Source organism: Gordonia prachuapensis, assembly GCF_036350515.1.
Lineage (GTDB): Bacteria > Actinomycetota > Actinomycetes > Mycobacteriales > Mycobacteriaceae > Gordonia > Gordonia prachuapensis.
Map to the genome: position 1 here is coordinate 1 of NZ_JAZDUE010000028.1, position 15,214 is coordinate 15,214.

The 15,214-nt window shown below is 67.5% G+C and carries 14 protein-coding genes; 2 read left to right on the forward strand and 12 right to left on the reverse strand.

All coding sequences use genetic code 11. The features are described 5' to 3' along the window. Positions 1-314: 314 nt before the first annotated feature. The 10 genes from V1Y59_RS22960 to V1Y59_RS23005 all read right to left on the reverse strand — a co-directional run bounded on the left by V1Y59_RS22960 (position 315) and on the right by V1Y59_RS23005 (position 11,288). Positions 315-1,421, reverse strand: a complete 1,107-nt coding sequence (locus V1Y59_RS22960; RefSeq protein WP_330507376.1) for an MSMEG_0565 family glycosyltransferase — start codon at positions 1,419-1,421, stop codon at positions 315-317. 2 nt (positions 1,422-1,423) lie between these two features. Further along, positions 1,424-2,257 carry a carbon-nitrogen hydrolase family protein gene (locus tag V1Y59_RS22965; RefSeq protein ID WP_330507351.1) on the reverse strand — a complete coding sequence of 278 codons (834 nt, stop codon included), beginning with the start codon at positions 2,255-2,257 and terminating at the stop codon, positions 1,424-1,426. A 15-nt stretch (positions 2,258-2,272) separates the two neighbouring features. After that, positions 2,273-3,709 (reverse strand): MSMEG_0567/sll0787 family protein, encoded by a 1,437-nt coding sequence (locus V1Y59_RS22970; RefSeq protein WP_330507377.1) that lies wholly within the window; start codon positions 3,707-3,709, stop codon positions 2,273-2,275. A 4-nt stretch (positions 3,710-3,713) separates the two neighbouring features. Next, on the reverse strand, positions 3,714-4,769 hold the full coding sequence (locus V1Y59_RS22975) for an MSMEG_0568 family radical SAM protein (protein WP_330507352.1): 1,056 nt from the start codon (positions 4,767-4,769) through the stop codon (positions 3,714-3,716). Further along, positions 4,766-6,238 (reverse strand): AMP-binding protein, encoded by a 1,473-nt coding sequence (locus V1Y59_RS22980; RefSeq protein WP_330507353.1) that lies wholly within the window; start codon positions 6,236-6,238, stop codon positions 4,766-4,768. Before V1Y59_RS22980 ends, V1Y59_RS22975 begins: the two co-directional genes overlap by 4 nt. Positions 6,239-6,246: 8 nt before the next feature. After that, complete coding sequence (locus V1Y59_RS22985; protein ID WP_330507354.1) at positions 6,247-7,524, reverse strand: MSMEG_0569 family flavin-dependent oxidoreductase; 1,278 nt, start codon at positions 7,522-7,524, stop codon at positions 6,247-6,249. After that, the gene (locus tag V1Y59_RS22990) at positions 7,521-7,835 is read right to left on the reverse strand and encodes an MSMEG_0570 family nitrogen starvation response protein (RefSeq protein ID WP_330507355.1); all 315 of its coding nucleotides are present in this window, start codon (positions 7,833-7,835) and stop codon (positions 7,521-7,523) included. The genes V1Y59_RS22985 and V1Y59_RS22990 overlap by 4 nt, the downstream gene beginning before the upstream one ends. Next, positions 7,828-8,727 carry a carbon-nitrogen hydrolase family protein gene (locus V1Y59_RS22995; RefSeq protein ID WP_330507356.1) on the reverse strand — a complete coding sequence of 300 codons (900 nt, stop codon included), beginning with the start codon at positions 8,725-8,727 and terminating at the stop codon, positions 7,828-7,830. Before V1Y59_RS22995 ends, V1Y59_RS22990 begins: the two co-directional genes overlap by 8 nt. Positions 8,728-8,746: 19 nt before the next feature. Further along, on the reverse strand, positions 8,747-9,271 hold the full coding sequence (locus V1Y59_RS23000) for an MSMEG_0572/Sll0783 family nitrogen starvation response protein (RefSeq protein WP_330507357.1): 525 nt from the start codon (positions 9,269-9,271) through the stop codon (positions 8,747-8,749). Between the two features lie 601 nt (positions 9,272-9,872). Next, the gene (locus tag V1Y59_RS23005) at positions 9,873-11,288 is read right to left on the reverse strand and encodes an NAD(P)/FAD-dependent oxidoreductase (RefSeq protein ID WP_330507358.1); all 1,416 of its coding nucleotides are present in this window, start codon (positions 11,286-11,288) and stop codon (positions 9,873-9,875) included. 103 nt (positions 11,289-11,391) lie between these two features. On the opposite strand from V1Y59_RS23005, the gene V1Y59_RS23010 reads away from it, so the two are divergent. After that, entirely contained in the window at positions 11,392-12,036 is a 645-nt protein-coding gene (locus V1Y59_RS23010) for a TetR/AcrR family transcriptional regulator (RefSeq protein ID WP_330507359.1), read from the forward strand. Between the two features lie 21 nt (positions 12,037-12,057). On the opposite strand, the gene V1Y59_RS23015 is transcribed toward V1Y59_RS23010, so the two are convergent. Further along, positions 12,058-12,642, reverse strand: a complete 585-nt coding sequence (locus V1Y59_RS23015) for a histidine phosphatase family protein (RefSeq protein ID WP_330507360.1) — start codon at positions 12,640-12,642, stop codon at positions 12,058-12,060. 7 nt (positions 12,643-12,649) lie between these two features. After that, positions 12,650-13,984 (reverse strand): sulfatase family protein, encoded by a 1,335-nt coding sequence (locus tag V1Y59_RS23020; protein ID WP_330507361.1) that lies wholly within the window; start codon positions 13,982-13,984, stop codon positions 12,650-12,652. 121 nt (positions 13,985-14,105) lie between these two features. Between V1Y59_RS23020 and V1Y59_RS23025 the strand changes: the two genes are divergently transcribed. Further along, complete coding sequence (locus V1Y59_RS23025) at positions 14,106-15,065, forward strand: phosphotriesterase family protein (RefSeq protein ID WP_330507362.1); 960 nt, start codon at positions 14,106-14,108, stop codon at positions 15,063-15,065. Positions 15,066-15,214: the final 149 nt, after the last annotated feature.

Consider the following 15,214-nt stretch of genomic DNA (forward strand, 5'->3'; position numbering starts at 1 on the left):
CAAGAACTGGATCGCCGGATGGAACGCCAACCCCAAACCATTCATCTGGACCAAAACCGCCGAAGACATCCTCGGCTCCATCGGCAGACTTATTCAACGAATTAACGGCGCAGGACACTAGCCGAGGGTCCCTCGTTGGTCGAGTAACCCGAGGCGCTAGCCGAGGGTGTATCGAGACTCCAGAGCGCCAAGAGGTCTCGATACGTCCTCGGCTAGCGCCTCGGACTACTCGACCAGCGGTAGGGGGTGGGTCTCGATACGTCCTCGGCTAGCGCCTCGGACTACTCGACCAACGGGGAAGGGAGCGCCTCGGACTACTCGACCAGCGGGTGGAAGGGGTGGGGATGGTCGGCGTAGAAGTCGAGGTGGGCGCGGGCGGCGGCGTCCCAGGTGAGGGAGCGGGCGAGGGCCTGGCCGGCCTCGCGACGAGACGGGTCTGGGGTGCGGGCGGCGAGTAGCTCGTCGGCGAGGGCGTCGACGTCGGCGGCGTAGGTGACCGTGTCTCCCAACACTTCTCGCAGGATCGGCAATTCTCGTGCGACGACGGGGCGTCCGGCGGCGAGGGCCTCCATCGCGGCCAGCCCGAATCCCTCTTTGGTGGACGGGAACGCGAAGACGTCGCAGGCGGCGACCAGCGACGGGAGCGTGTCGTCGGCGACGGGCCCGAGCACGATAGGTTCGACGCCGAGTTCGGCTTGGCGCCGCTCGAATTCAGCCCGGTAGTCGCGGTAGTCGAACAGGGTCTCACCGCCGGCGAATACCAGCGACAGATCCGGTGCCTGCGTACGCATCCGGGCGAATGCCTCGAGCAGATCGATGCTGCCCTTGCGAGGTTCGATGCCGCCGACGGCGAGAACGTACGGGCCGAGCCGTTCGCGCCACTGTCTGCGTAGGTGCGCAGCTCCTAAACCGGCGGCATCGTGAAAGCGTTGGTAGTCAACCCCGTTCGGGATGACGGTGGGTGTGAGTCCCCACCCGGCGCGCACCTCGTCGGCGACGGCGCGGGACACACAGATCCGCGCATAGGGGTCGACGACGGCCTTCTCATGACACTCCACGAGGATCGGCGTGGTGAACTGATCGAGGTGATGGATGGTCCGGATGCAGGTTCCGACGGCGTTGGCGCTGATGCAGTCCTGCGCGTGCACGATGTCGTAGTCGGCGGAGTCGAACACGGTACGCATCGCGGCGATGGACCGGACGATGCGGTCGGTGATCGACTCGTCCGGGAGGTCGGGGAACGGGACAAGGCGTTGGGTGACAGCGGGATCGATTTCTCGGAAGAATCCCGCGTCCCCGCCGCGGGCCAGACTCCACACGGTGACGTCGGCGCCGTGCCGGGCGAGGGCCTCGGCCAGGTTGAGCGTATGCACGACCCCGCCGCGCGGTTTGGTGGAGTAGGTGAGCAGGGCGATACGCATTGTCATCGCCTCGACTGGTAGGTGTCGGTCTTCAGTTCGGCCAGATGGTTGAGGACCCTTCGGGCGCGGGTGATCTCGGCGTAGACGTCCACGTCGGCCTTGGCGAGTCCGCCCTTGGATCGGGTGTTCGCGAGGATGTCGCCGCCCGGCCCGACGACCTTGGCCTGCCCCAGGAACCGCAGCGAACCGGTGACGCCGGTGAGGTTCGACGACACCACGAACACCTGGTTCTCGGCGGCGCGGGCGCAATCGTAGAGGTCGAAGAGCCGGGACTGCCGGTCGGCGGGGAGTCGTGCGGCGCGGTCGGTGACGCTGGCCGGCCACGCGTTGAGCGCGGCGATGATGCGCGCGCCGTCGAGCGCGAGAGTGCGGGCGGATTCGGGAAACGTCTTGTCGTAGTCGATCAACATGCCGAGCTTCCCGACGGGAGTGTCGAAGGCGCAGAACGACTCCCCCGCCGCGTAGGCGAGTGACTCCCCCGCCGGCTGATGCACCTTACGGTGGGTTCCGAGCACTCCGTCACCGGACAGGCACACTGCGGTGTTGTACCGCTTTCCCTCTGCCGCTTCGGTATACCCGATACACACGGTCATCGGGCCGGCCGCGGCCGCGATCGCCGCAAGCTCGGGTCCGTCGGGCTCCAGCGTCGGCGGCAGCTCGTCGGGATCGGGTCGGCGCAGGTCACCGATGTATCCGCCGATCGAGGCATCGGGAAACACCAGCAGATCGACGCCGTCGCGGCGGGCGGCGTCGATGATGCCCACCGCCTTGGACACACCGCGCTCCACGTCTCGTCCGAAGTGCGCCGCGAGGGCGCCGAGCGTGACGGTGGTCATGTCATCGGACTCTACTCACGCGGCACCCAGTCCGGTGACCGTGGACGCGACGGCGACGGTCACCGCGCCGTCCGGCCAGCGCAGCCGCACGCCCGGGTCGGGGGTGAGGCGTCCGCATGGCGCAGCGGTGGTGGGTCCGCGCCCCACGTCAACCGGCTCACGGTCGGCGACCAGCATGGCGTAGCCGGGAAAGCAGGTGAGCCAGTTGCCCATGTCGGCGTCGACCGGACGCGGGACCGACGCGACGTCGAGTTCGGCTCCGGTGCCCGACGCCTCGGCCAGCATGCCGAGCGTGCCGGCGATACCTGCCATGCTGACATCCTTCGCCGCGGCCGGACGCACTCTGCCGACGGTTCCGGCCATGTCGGCGAGCTCGTCGCCTGATCGGAAACTGGTGCTGTCCCATTGCCGTCCGTGGTATCCGGGCCGCCACGCACCGCCGAGATCGGCGATCAGCGACACGGCGTCGCCGGGACGTCCACCGCCCGCTGCCACCGGTTGGTCGGTGCGGCCCAGTGCGGTGACCGACAACGACGCGTGCACGCCGACCTGTGTGTGCCCGCCGAGGACCGGGGTCCGCCACGCCTCGGCGGCCGCGGCGACGCCGCGGATGATGCGGGTGAGGTGCGACCGGGTGGGGGCCGCGACGGCGTCCAGCAATCCGAGGGGTGTGGCGCCCATGGCGGTGAGGTCGTTGATGTTGACCAGGACCGAGCACCACCCGGCCCATTCTGGGTCCCGTTCGACCATCGCGGGGACGATGGCGTCGCATGCCGCGATGACCTGCGAGTCCGGGACGGGCACCCCGTCGTCGCCGCGGAAACCATTGGGTCCGAGGCCACCTGACTGTTGTGTCAAAGGCGCGAGGACGTCGGCGAGCATCGACTTGGTTGCGTCGGCGGTGGCCTGAATGCGGTGAATCGGCCACAGCATCTCGCGGTGCGCGCGCCCGGAAACCGTGGGTCCGCACCCGCGATCCTGCCAGCCGAGTCGCCGGAACATCGGTACGTACCGGTCCTGCACGGTCGCGTCGAATCGCAGGACGCCGTGTGATTCCGCATGCGCGCAGGCAGCACGGACCAGCGCCGCGCCGACACCTGCGGCATTGGCGGAGTCGACCACGACGAGGCGGCTGCCGGACCACCAGCCGATGTCGTCGTCGGTGCGCGGTGCGAGACGGACACCGCCGACCACCGAACCGTCCGGGGCCGTCGCCACCAGCACGACGGTACGGGGATCGTCGTCGGTGTCGTCTCGGTCGGTGCGCGGGAACAGAGCCTGCCGCTCGACGAACTCGGCATGCCGCAGTTGGTGATAAGCCGCAAGTGCAGGGGGCTCATCGGCGATACGAATGATGAAGGGCGCCTGCCTCTTTGTGCGGCTGCCGGACAGTATGGACAGGTCACCCGTACGTGGCACGGCCGGCGCGGGGATCGTGGTGCCGTCGAGCATCGCGTCACCCTCCCACGTTCTGCAGGACACTGCACGCTCCGCATGCAGCGCACCCGGCGCGCTGCTCCGCGCCGGACATGCCGATCAGGTGCAGGTGCGCGGCGACCTCCCGGCTGACCTTCTCCACGATGGCGGCGTCAGGGGCGGAGGCGGCGTCGACATCGACCGCGAGGGTCCCGGCGTGTGGGCGGAACGGCACGATGAACGGGTAGACACCCATGTCGGCGAGTTCCTTGGCACCCGAGATCATCTCGTCGGGATCCTCGCCGAGCCCGACCAGTAGATAGGTCGACACCTGGTTGCGACCGAACACCCGCACCGCCTCGCGCCACGCGGCGCGGTACTCGTCGAGAGGCACCGTGGATTTGCCGGGCATCCAACGGCGGCGGACGTCGTCGTCGAGGGATTCGACGTGGATACCGATGGCGTCGGCGCCGGCGTCACGCAGGTCGGTGATGGTGGCCAGATCCGCCGGCGGTTCGCATTGCACCTGGATCGGCAGGTTTGGCACCGCCGCCTTGACCGCACGGACACAGCGGGCGAGATGTTTGGCACCCCGGTCTGTTCCGGCCGACGTGCCGGTGGTCATGACCATCTGGGTGATGCCGTCGAGGTCGACGGCGGCGCGGGCGACGGCGGCGAGGTCCGTGGGCTTCTTGACCGCGACCGTCGACCCGGATCGCAGGGACTCCTCGATGGAGCAGAATCGGCAGCGCTGGTCTTCGCGGTATCGGATGCAGGTCTGTACGACCGTGGTGGCCAGGACATCGGCGCCGTGCAGTTTGGCGATCTTCTCGAACGGCACGCCGTCGTCGGTGGTGAGGTCGTAGAACCTCGGCCGGGCGATCGACTCGATCTGCAGACCGGCGTCGACACCGTCATACATCACGCGGTGTCCGTCGAATACGAACGGGCTGTTCGGGTTACGCGGGATCGCGGCACTCCGGCCGTCGATCAGCAGATGGCCGTCGTCGGTGGGTCCGGCGCCGCCGGTGCGGTTGACGGGCGGGGTGCCCCGGATGCCGAGGAGGGCGAGGTCCACGCGGGTGGAGACGGTCACGTGCGTGCTCCGTTCACTTGCAGGGATGCCGACGGCTCGTGGCCGCAGCCGATGAGGGCGCGTCGGCGGATCTTTCCCGCGTCGTTGCGGAGGGGGCGGTGGGACAGGCAGATCCGGTCCGGGCGGTCGGCGCCGGTGAGGTGTTGTGCGGCGAAGTGCTTCAGCTCGTCGAGGGTGATGGCGGCATCGGCGATGTCGACGTGAACGGTGATGGACGTCCCGCCGACACCGTTCGACGCTCCGACCGCGACGGCACCACGCACGTCCGGATGCCGCTCGAAGGTCTGCTCGATGTCGGCGGGGTAGACCGGCGTGCCGTGACGGTGGATCGAATCGGCGGCGCGGTCGTGGACGTACAGGTATCCGTCGTCGGTGAGAGACCCGATGTCGCCCAACGTGTCCCAGCCGTCGGCGGTCCGCAGCGTCCGGGCGCCCAGGTAGGTGTAGGTGCTGGTGGTGCCGCGGCGCATCCAGATGGTGCCCGTTCCGGACGCCGTCAGGGCGCCGGGGCCGGCCCCTACGCGGATCTCGGTGCCACCGACCCCCCGGCCGACGGACCCCGGGTGCCGGAGCCACTCGTCACCGCGAATCATGGTGAGACCGTTCGACTCACTGCCGGCGTATACCTCGGTGACTCGATGCGGACCGAGCCACTCGATCAGCGCGTGTTTGTCCGGGACAGGGCACCGGCCCCCGAGATGGAGGACGGATTCCAGCGAGCTCACGTCGTGGCGGTCGCGCACCTCCTGCGGTAGCCGTAGGAGTCGGCGGATGGATGGCGGTGCCAGCACTGCCCAGGTGATCCGATGGCGTTCGACGGCGTCGAGGAAGCGGTGTTCGTCGAACCTCGGCTCGATGACCAGGCGATGTCCTGCGGTGAGCCCGCGGAAGGCGTAGGTGAACGCCGTCGAATGCCACAAAGGAGATGTCACGAGTTGGTTTGCGTGCTGCGGCACGAACGGCGCGATGGGCGCCGCCGGATTGACCAGTGCCGGTGCCGTACTGGCGATCACCTTCGGCCGGCCGGTACTCCCCGACGAGGTCGGCGCCTTCCAGCTGTGCGCCCACCGCTCCGGCATCGGGGCATCGGAGAGCCCCTCGGCTTGCGCTTCGGCGATCCAGGCGACGTCGAACCGGTGCGGGCGGGGGCCGAATGCAGCGCTTGGGCGGCCGAGATCCTCGAGTGCGGCGCGTTCGTCGACGGCGAGATCGGGTGAGAGCGGCATCGGGGTGGCGCCCACCCGCCAGATGGCGACGCACGCGACCACGAACGAGATGTCGTTCGGAAGTGAGACCACCACCCGGTCGTCGCGGCGGACACCACGAGCGTCGAGCAGCCGAGCGACCCGGGTGGCGCGGTTGTCGATCTCCGCGGCCGTCGCGGTGCTGGTGGCGTCGCGGACAATGATCGCGTTCGGCTCGGTGCGGGCCCGGTCCGCGAAGACAGCCGAGATCGGTTGGCGGGTCATGCCATCGCCTACCGCACCGCGGCGAGACGCGGCTGCGTCTGGCCGAGTGTCTCGACGATGGTGTCGGCGATGTGGCGGGCGTCGCGGTCGATGCCCAGGAAGCGGCCCGATCCCCATGTGTGCATCCACGGCAGTCCGACGAAGCTCAGTCCGGGTACCTGGGTGATGCCGCGGGTTTGCATGGGCCGTCCTGCCCCGTCGAAGGCGCTCGCCTCGATCCATCGGTAGTCGGGGCGGAAGCCGATGGCCCAGACGATGCTGGTGATGCCTGCGCCTTGGAGGTCGAGTTCGGTGGGGTCGGTCGGCGGCGACCACACGGCCTCGTAGCGTGACGGCGGTGGTGCGTCGATCCCGTTCCTCTCGATGTGCCGGTCGATGTCGGCGCAGATCGAGTTGTACACCGAGTCGGCTTTGTCGAGGGCGGCGGTCAGTGTGGGTGCGAACCGCAGGGTCGAGTCCTTGCCGTCGACCAGGGTTCCGTAGAGACTCATCCCCTCGGATGCGAACTGGCGCAGGTCGACGTCGCGGCCGCCGTCGCGGCCGGTCACGTAGTGGTTGGTCTTCTCCTGTGCCGCTTTGCCTCCCGGGTACTCCTGGGTGGGGGTGTCGTAGAGCCCCATGTCGGCGAGCCAGGTCATGCAGTCCCGCCCGCGGTAGAAGCGGGCCACTCGTGGCGCGTTGCCGATGGCCAGGTGGACCTGCCGTCCGGCGAGGTGCAGGTCTTCGGCGATCTGCGTTCCCGACTGACCGGACCCGACCACCAGCACCGCACCGTCGGGCAGTTGCTCGGGGTTGAAGTACTGCTCCGAGTGGATCTGGCTGACCGCCGGGTCTATCGATGACGCGTACGGCGGGATGATCGGCAACGGATAGCCGCCGGTGGCGACGACGACCTGATCACAGGTGACGGTGTCGACGCCATCCGAGCCGGTGAGGGTCAGCTCGAAACCGCTGTCGCCGATCTGGCGGAGCCGAGTCACCGTGGTGTGTGACCGGACTGGCGGTGTGAAGGTGTCGAGCCAGCCGTGCAACCATGCGACGACTTCGTCGCGGGTCATGAAACCGTCGGGATCGGGACCGTCGTAGGTGTATCCCGGCAGACGACAGTGCCAGTTGGGGGTGACGAGAGTGAAGTTGTCCCAGCGTGAGTCGGCCCAGGCGTGGGTGGGTGTTGTGGATTCGACGACGAGATGGTCGACGCCGGCGCGTCCGAGGTACCAGCTGACCGAGAGGCCGGCCTGGCCGGCGCCGACGATCACGACGGGGTGATGAGCGTTGGCGCTCATGGTGTCTCCAGTGGGGATGGGGTGGGAAGTGGCGGGTGCATGCGCAGTACCTCGACACGCGCGTCGGCGTCGTAACGTTGTGCGGCACGGGTGATGTCGTCGGCGGTGGCGGCCGCCGAGGTGCAGGCGAATCCGAACTTCGCCCGCACCCGTTCGGCGGCCTCCGCCAGCGCGGTGGTGGCGCGGGTGGTGAAGTCGTCGACGGCGTAGGTGCCGCCGACGTCGAGGTGGTCGTGCATGACGAGGCTCGGCGAATAACATTCCTGCACTTGGCCATCGGGCCACCGCACGGTGACGGTCATCTCAGGCATGGGACAGGTCCCGCCATCCGGCGGTGCCGGTCGCGTCGAGTTCGGTGAGGACCCCGTACGCATCGGGCCGGCGGTCCCGCAGGTGGAACATGCCGGCGCGCATGGCGGTGAAGGTGCCCGCGATATCGACGTCGGCGACGGCCATCCCGCTGTCGAGCAGGGTGGTGTCGAGGATGTTGCCGCCGGGATCGACGATCTTGGCGTTGCCGACGTAGCGCAGCGATCCGAAGGTGCCGGCCTGGTTCGAGGCGATCCAGAAGACCTGGTTGTCGAGAGCCCGTGCGGTGTCGAAGAGATTGAACCGATAGGTCCAGCGGTCCTCCTGCAGGTTCTCTGCGGTGGCGGTCCGTGCCGCCGGCCATGCAGAGAGGCTCGCGATGATCTCCGCGCCGTCAAGTGCCATCACCCGTGCGGCCTCGGGAAAGGCCTTGTCGTAACAGATCTGGAGTCCCACACGGCCGACCGGGGTGTCGAACACGCCGTAGTCGGTGCCCGACGAATACGACATGTTCTCCCCCAGCGGCTGATGTACCTTCCGGTAGCTGCCGTAGATCTGGGTGCCGTCGAGGACGGCGGCGGCGTTATAACGGGTCTCGCCATCGTCGGCGAGTTCGCAGAATCCGATCGCGATGACCAGGTCACCGATGATCGATTGCACGCGTGCGATTTCCGGTCCGTCCAAGCTGATGGCCGGGGGCATGGAACGGGTGGTGTTCTTGACGGTGTCGCCGTGGTTGCCGAGCGACGACAGGTAGCCGCCGATGGCCGCCTCCGGGAACACCAGGAAGTCGACGCCGCGTTCGCGGGCCTGCGCCACGTAGTCGGCGATCGTCTCGTAGTTCTGCTCGAGGTCGCGGGTGAAGTTGGCCGCGACCGCAGCGATGGTGGTCATGAGATTGCCTCGCGGTCGGTCACACCATGTAGGTGGAGTTGATGATCGCGCCCTTGCGCGCGTAGTGGATGATGGCGTCCTGCACGTCGAGCGGGTGGGCGGGGATCACGCCTTCGATGAGGTCCTCCTCGCGGCCGCCGTGCAGCGCGAGCCCGAAGCGGCAGCAGAACACGGTGCCACCTTCGGAGATGAAGGTCTCCAGGGAGTCGTTGATGTTCTGCTCGCCCGGGAATCCGGAGTCGCCGGTCTTCGGAAAGCCACGTGTGGCAAGACAATTGATGGCTCCGGGACCGTAGAAGTAGATCGCGGATTCGAATCCCTTGCGCAGGGCGCGGGTGGCCTGCAGGACGGCGACAAAGGAGACCGACGATTCATGGGCGATACCGTGCACCAGGGTGAAGTAGGTTTCGCCGTCCTCGGCCTGATAGTCGGGGAAGATCTTGGTTCCGCCGTAGATGTTCGAGCCCTTCGGCAGCGAGGGGTGCGGGATCTCACCGAGCGACGTGGCGATGTTCTCGGTGATGGTCTCGTCGAAAGAGGACACGTGGTCTCCTAGAATGGGGCGCGACGGGTCGGGCCGTCGACATCAGGATGGAAGTCGAGGCGACGCTGCCTCACAGGAGGATTCGATCCGAGGATCGTGGTGTGTGGCCGTCGGGCGGCTACGACATTCAGTTCACGCCCGATCTATTGCGTGCTGGTTTCCGGGAGAATAATTGCGGAGCGGGTTTCATTAACATGGGCCGCCCCCTTCCGTTGGTCGAGTAACCCGAGGCGCCTTACCTTGTCGTTGGTCGAGTAACCCGAGGCGCCTCAACTTCCGCTTCTTCCTTCCGCTGGTCGAGTAGCCCGAGACGTCTCTTCTTTCGGTGTTCGAGTAGCCGGAGACACACCTTCTCCCGCTGGTCGAGTAACCCGAGGCGCTAGCCGAGGGTGTATCGAGACCTCGCGCGCCGCAGGAGGTCTCGATACGTCCTCGGCTAGCGCCTCGGACTACTCGACCAACGAGAGGGGGGCGCCTCGGACTACTCGACCAACGAAGGGGGGCGCGCCTCGGACTACCCGACCAACGAAGGGGGGCGCGCCTCGGACTACCCGACCAACGAAGGGGGGCGCCTCGGACTACTCGACCAACGAGGGAAGGGTCAGTCGACCAGCGAGAGGGTTTCCGGTTCGGTGACTGAGATAGCCGGAGCGCCTTTGTCTTTCGTACGACCGCGCAGGAACCGCCGCTTCTCCAGCCAGTCGGCGAGCATCCGCTTCTGCTGGAACCGGAGGTCGCCGGCGACGTCACGCAGCGTCACGTCGGGGCGGCGCAGGGCCCTGACGACCGAGCCGGCCAACGTCGTCACCGGCATCATCGAGGCCGGTGGTTGGACGCGGTTGTAGATGTCGGAGAGCACTGCCGCATAGTCGGGTGCTTCCCGCGCCTGGCGGTACAACTCGTATTCCAACGGCGACGGCGGTAGGCCCGACGCGAGGAAGTTGGTCCAGTGGTAGACGTCGATGCAGTCGCGTTCACGCTGGTCGGCCCATGCGGCGGTCGCACGGTCCACCGCAGCGGGGTCGACTCCGGTCCGGGCGCCCAACACCGGTGCGAGCGCTTCGCCGAGCAGCCGGCCGTAGCGCAGTCCGTCGCGGATTCCCTGCGCGGTCACCGGATCCTTGAAATGGCCGGCGTCGCCGGGCAAAGCCCAACCGGGGCCGCTCGAACGCCGGAAGTACGATTCGATGCCGGTGCAGGCACGCACCCGTGACGTGAGTTCGCAGTCGTCGAGTCGTCGTGCCAGCCCGGGCAACGCGGCCACGCCTTCGAGGTACGCGTCGTGAGCCTTACGACCTTTGAACTCCGGCGCCAGTTCCACCGGCGGCTGCAACAGACACAGCAGATCGCCGCCGTCACAGGGGAACGCGGTACCCAGCAACTGACCGACCCGCCATTGGGATGCGATGTGCCGCAGATCGGTTCGCGAGTCCGACCAGTAGGCGTAGAAGCAGACCCGGCCACTCGGTGCGACCAGGGTCGGCGCGTCGGCGCCCACCTGCCGCGCCACGAAACTCTTACGCCCGTCCGCCCCGATCACGATCGGCGCCCGAACGTCGTGGCTATTGCCGTCGTCGTCGGTGTAGCGGATGCCGCCGATTCGTCCGTCGATACGGATGAGGTCGGTGGCCGTGCAACGTTCGCGGATCTCGGCCCCTGCGGAACGTGCAGTCCGGACCAGCGCGTCGTCGAGGTGGGTTCGGCGCACGCACATCGCGAAGTCGATGCCGGCGACCGGCGAATAGGTGGTGCGCCATCCGATGTCGTCGAGGATGGCTTCGGCGAGGGGCATCCGCGGCGCGCCGATGGCCTCGACGGCCGGCAGTGCGCCAAGCGTCTGGATCTCGGCCATCGTCGTCGGCCACAGCAGGTGCGTGGACAAGGTGTCGGACGGGAATCGTGCGGAATCGATCGCGAGCACGTGGAGACCCCGCTCGGCGAGGGCGATCGCGGTGGCCGATCCCGCAATCCGTGCACCGACGATGACCGCGTCGAACTGCTCGACGGCTGAGCCCATCCACGCTCCCTCCGACCGATCCCCGACATGCAGTCCGACACGGTGTCAGAGTTACGTTATGCCTGCACACACGGGGTGTCAAGGGTGGCGTAGCATCGGCCGCATGGGTTCGGTGACCAGATCGCAAGCGGGGCACGCCATGCAGCGCCGGGCGGAGGTGACCGAGCGGGTACTCGGGGCGGTGGAGGATCTGCTCGGCACGGGTGAGCGGTTCACCGAGCTCCCGGTGCAGCGGATCGCCGAACAGTCCGGTCTGTCGCGGACCAACTTCTACCAGTACTTCCCGAACAAGAGTCAGGTGCTGATCCAGGTCGCCGACGTCGCATCCGCAGAGTTCTTCGCCGCCCCGACATCATGGTTCGCCGACGACGCGTCACTCGATGCCGGTGCCGGCGGGGTGGAACGGGCGATCGGCGCGATGGTGGCCGAGTTCCGCAAGCACTGGCCGCTGATGCGGGCGTTGGGTGAGGCCGCGGCCTATGACGCGGAGGTCGCGGAGTTCTGGTTCGGCCGCATTCACCGGTTCATCGACTTCGCGTGCGGGCGGGTGCAGCGGTGGCGCGAGTCGGGGCGGATCGACTCGGCGGTGACCGACGAATCGGTGGCCGCGGTGACCTGGATGGTGGAACGCAGCATCACCCAGCACATTCTCGGTTCGGGTGCCGACGTGACCTCCGACGATCGCGTCGTGGCCGCGCTGTCCCGGACGATCTGGCTGACCATCGCCGCCGAGCCCGGGGTGAGCTGAGCCCGAACTGCCTGATGGTGGTCAGCGCAGATGGTCGATCTCGTTGATGGACAGCACTTGTCGGTATCCGTCGGGCAACGCCAGGACACGGGACACCGACGTGTAGTAGGGCTCGGCGAAGAACATCTTCTCGGCGCCGATGACGTGCGACAGATATGCGTTGATCACACCACCGTGGCACACGACGGCGACGAGGCGGTCTGCCTCGGAAACCAGCGACTCGATTCCCGTCACGACCCGGGCGCGGAACGCGTCGAGGTCGAAGGTGTTGTCGCCGAGCCTCCCCGCGTTCATGTCGCGGAGCAGCGTCGCCCGGTCGGGGTAGGTGTGGGCGATCCCGTAGGTGGTCCAGCCGTGGCTGACCTCGACGAGCCGGTCGTCGAGTTCGATCTCCACCGCGAGCGCCGCGGCGGCCGCGGATGCCGTCGCCACCGCTCGGCGTGAGGAGCTGCTGACCACCGTGTCCACCGTGCCGTAGCGGCCGTCGGCCAGCGCAGCCGCCAGGCGTTTCGCCTGGTCCTCACCCTCCGGGGTGAGTTCCGGGTCGGCGCCCGCCGGATCGGACAACCGTAGGGGCAGGGCATGCCGGATGAGCAGTAGTTCCATGCGACGACTACCGGGCCCGGAAGCCCTCGGCCACCGCGTTGCCCTCGTGCTCCTCCGGGATCAGGTCGCCGGTGCGCGATCGCCAGTCCTCCAACGTCGCCGCGAGCAGGCGACGGGTCTCGGCGTGGGTTGGGTCGTCGGCGAGGTTGGTGCGCTCCCCGGGATCGTCGAGCAGGTCATAGAGCTCGTACCGCGGTCGGGGTGCGTCGGCCGCGGTGTGGTCCACCGCCCGCGCTGACGCACTGTCGGCGATGTCGAGTGGGAGGAGCAGTGTCGGCCGGTCGGTGAAGTTCTCGATGTAGCTGAACTCCTGGGTGCGAACGGCTCGGATCGGGTCGAAGGCGTCATGGTAGGTCTTCTCGGTGAAAACCTCGGTGCGGGCTGGTGTTTCGACCTCGGTGAGGAGCGGCTCGGCGTGCGAGACCCCGTCGATCCGGTCGGGCACCGGCACGGAGAGCAGGTCGAGGATCGTGGGCGTGAGGTCGACTCCGGAGAACAGGTCGTCGTAGGTGTGCGGCAGGACGTTTCGGCGGCGTGGTGGGCGGGCGATCAGCGCGATCCCGGTACCCGTCTCGTACAGCGTCGATTTGGCCCGCGGAAACGCGAGTCCGTGGTCGGTGAAGAAGATGATCCAGGTCGACTCGTCGAGCCCGAGATCGGTGACGACGTCGAGGAGGCGCCCGACCGCAGCGTCGGCACGCGCGATGCTGCCCTGCAGCGCGGCGAGGTCGTCGCGCACGTCCGCGGAGTCGGGCAGGAAGCCGGGGACGGTGACGGTGGCCGGGTCGGCGGGCGGGTACTGATCCGACGGGTAGGGACGATGGGCCTCGAAGAAGCCGGCGGTGAGGAAGAACGGGCGTTCGTCAGAGACGTGGACGTGGTCGGCGAGCCACGCCCCGGCACGTTCGACGACGGGGTCGCACGACGTGTCGGCGACGTCGACGGTGTCGAAACCGAGATCGCCGGGGTCCGCACTCTCGTGCTGCATCCCGAACAGCGCGGTCCGGTAGCCGACATCACCGAGCAGACCAGGCAGAGTTCGGACGCCGTCGCGGTATTCGAAGCCGTGATGCGCGAGCCCGATGAGACCGTTGCTGTGTGGATAGCGGCCGGTGAAGATCGACCCGCGCGCCGGCGAACACAGGGGTGCGGTGGCGTGGGCTGCGGTGAACCGGATTCCGTTCGCGGCGAGCGAGTCGAGATGCGGACTCTCCACGCCGGTGGCGCCGTAGCAGGCGAGATGCCGGCCGACGTCGTGGCAGTGGATCAGGATCACGTTCTCCCGCGGAGCGGCACTGTTCCCGGTGTCGGTGGTGACGCCCAGCGATTGCGCGGTCGACATGGCTCCATCATGCAACGATCCTCCGGTCCGCGCGGTCTGCCGGATTCGCTTGAACTGGACAGCACCCTCCCTTAGCGTTCGAGAGTGATCCACATCACAATCCGACAGTTGGGAAGAATCGATGAGCACCGTCAACACCGTCACCGGCCCGGTCGACTCCGCCGACCTGGGAAGCGTGCTCATCCACGAACACGTCTTCGTCCTCGGCGAGGAGTTCCGCGAGAACTACCAGTACGACTGGGACGAGGAGGAGAAGATCGCCGAGGCGGTTCGGGATCTGCGGGAGTTGAAGGGGCTGGGGGTCGACACCATCCTGGACCCGACCGTGCTCGGGCTTGGTCGGTACATCCCACGAATACAGCGCATCGCCGAGCAGATCGACCTGAACCTCGTCGTCGCGACCGGTCTCTACACCTACAACGACATCCCGTTCCAGTTCCACTACACCGGACCGGGTCTCTTGTTCGACGTCCCCGAGCCTCTCGTCGACTTGTTCGTCCGGGATCTCACCGACCAGATCGCCGACACCGGCGTGAAGGCCGCCTTCCTCAAATGCGCCATCGAGGTCCAGGGCCTCACGCCCGGGGTGGAGCGGGTGATGCGGGCGGTCGGGCAGGCGCATGTGCAGACCGGTGCACCGATCACCGTCCACACGAATCCGGCCACGCAGTCCGGCGTGGTGGCCCAGCAAGTACTCAAGGAAGAAGGAGTCGACCTGACCAAGGTCGTCATCGGGCACTCGGGCGACACCACCGATCTCGACTACCTCATGCAGCTGGCCGACGCCGGATCGATCCTCGGCATGGACCGCTTCGGGCTCGACGTGCTGCTGCCCTTCGAGGACCGCATCAACACCGTCGTCGCGTTGTGTGAACGCGGATACGCCGACCGGATGGGTCTCGCGCACGATGCGTCGTGCTTCATCGACTGGTTCGACCACGACGCCAAGCTGGCCGCTGTGCCCAAGTGGAACTACCGACACATCAGTGAGGACGTGTTGCCGGCGCTGCGGGAACGTGGGGTGAGCGACAAGGACATCGAGTCGATGCTGGTCGACGTCCCGCGGCGCTACTTCGAGTAAAGGCGCAGTCCGTTTCCCACAGAATTGTGAAAACAATGGTTCTCAATTCGAGAATGGATTCCGTTGGCGCAATTGGTCATCCATTAGACGTATTTCCTTCGTGAACCTTGCACGACGGCCATCGCGGCACCGTAGACTCTGGTCAGAAC

Excerpts from the sequence above, each read along its gene's own strand:
- V1Y59_RS22980 (WP_330507353.1), bottom strand. The coding sequence starts at position 6,238 with ATGACCCGCCAACCGATCTCGGCTGTCTTCGCGGACCGGGCCCGCACC.
- V1Y59_RS22960 (WP_330507376.1), bottom strand. The coding sequence starts at position 1,421 with ATGCGTATCGCCCTGCTCACCTACTCCACCAAACCGCGCGGCGGGGTC.
- V1Y59_RS22990 (WP_330507355.1), bottom strand. The coding sequence starts at position 7,835 with ATGCCTGAGATGACCGTCACCGTGCGGTGGCCCGATGGCCAAGTGCAG.
- V1Y59_RS23015 (WP_330507360.1), bottom strand. The coding sequence starts at position 12,642 with ATGGAACTACTGCTCATCCGGCATGCCCTGCCCCTACGGTTGTCCGAT.
- V1Y59_RS23005 (WP_330507358.1), bottom strand. The coding sequence starts at position 11,288 with ATGGGCTCAGCCGTCGAGCAGTTCGACGCGGTCATCGTCGGTGCACGG.
- V1Y59_RS23025 (WP_330507362.1), top strand. The coding sequence starts at position 14,106 with ATGAGCACCGTCAACACCGTCACCGGCCCGGTCGACTCCGCCGACCTG.
- V1Y59_RS22995 (WP_330507356.1), bottom strand. The coding sequence starts at position 8,727 with ATGACCACCATCGCTGCGGTCGCGGCCAACTTCACCCGCGACCTCGAG.
- V1Y59_RS22985 (WP_330507354.1), bottom strand. The coding sequence starts at position 7,524 with ATGAGCGCCAACGCTCATCACCCCGTCGTGATCGTCGGCGCCGGCCAG.
- V1Y59_RS23010 (WP_330507359.1), top strand. The coding sequence starts at position 11,392 with ATGGGTTCGGTGACCAGATCGCAAGCGGGGCACGCCATGCAGCGCCGG.
- V1Y59_RS22965 (WP_330507351.1), bottom strand. The coding sequence starts at position 2,257 with ATGACCACCGTCACGCTCGGCGCCCTCGCGGCGCACTTCGGACGAGAC.
- V1Y59_RS22970 (WP_330507377.1), bottom strand. The coding sequence starts at position 3,709 with ATGCTCGACGGCACCACGATCCCCGCGCCGGCCGTGCCACGTACGGGT.
- V1Y59_RS23020 (WP_330507361.1), bottom strand. The coding sequence starts at position 13,984 with ATGTCGACCGCGCAATCGCTGGGCGTCACCACCGACACCGGGAACAGT.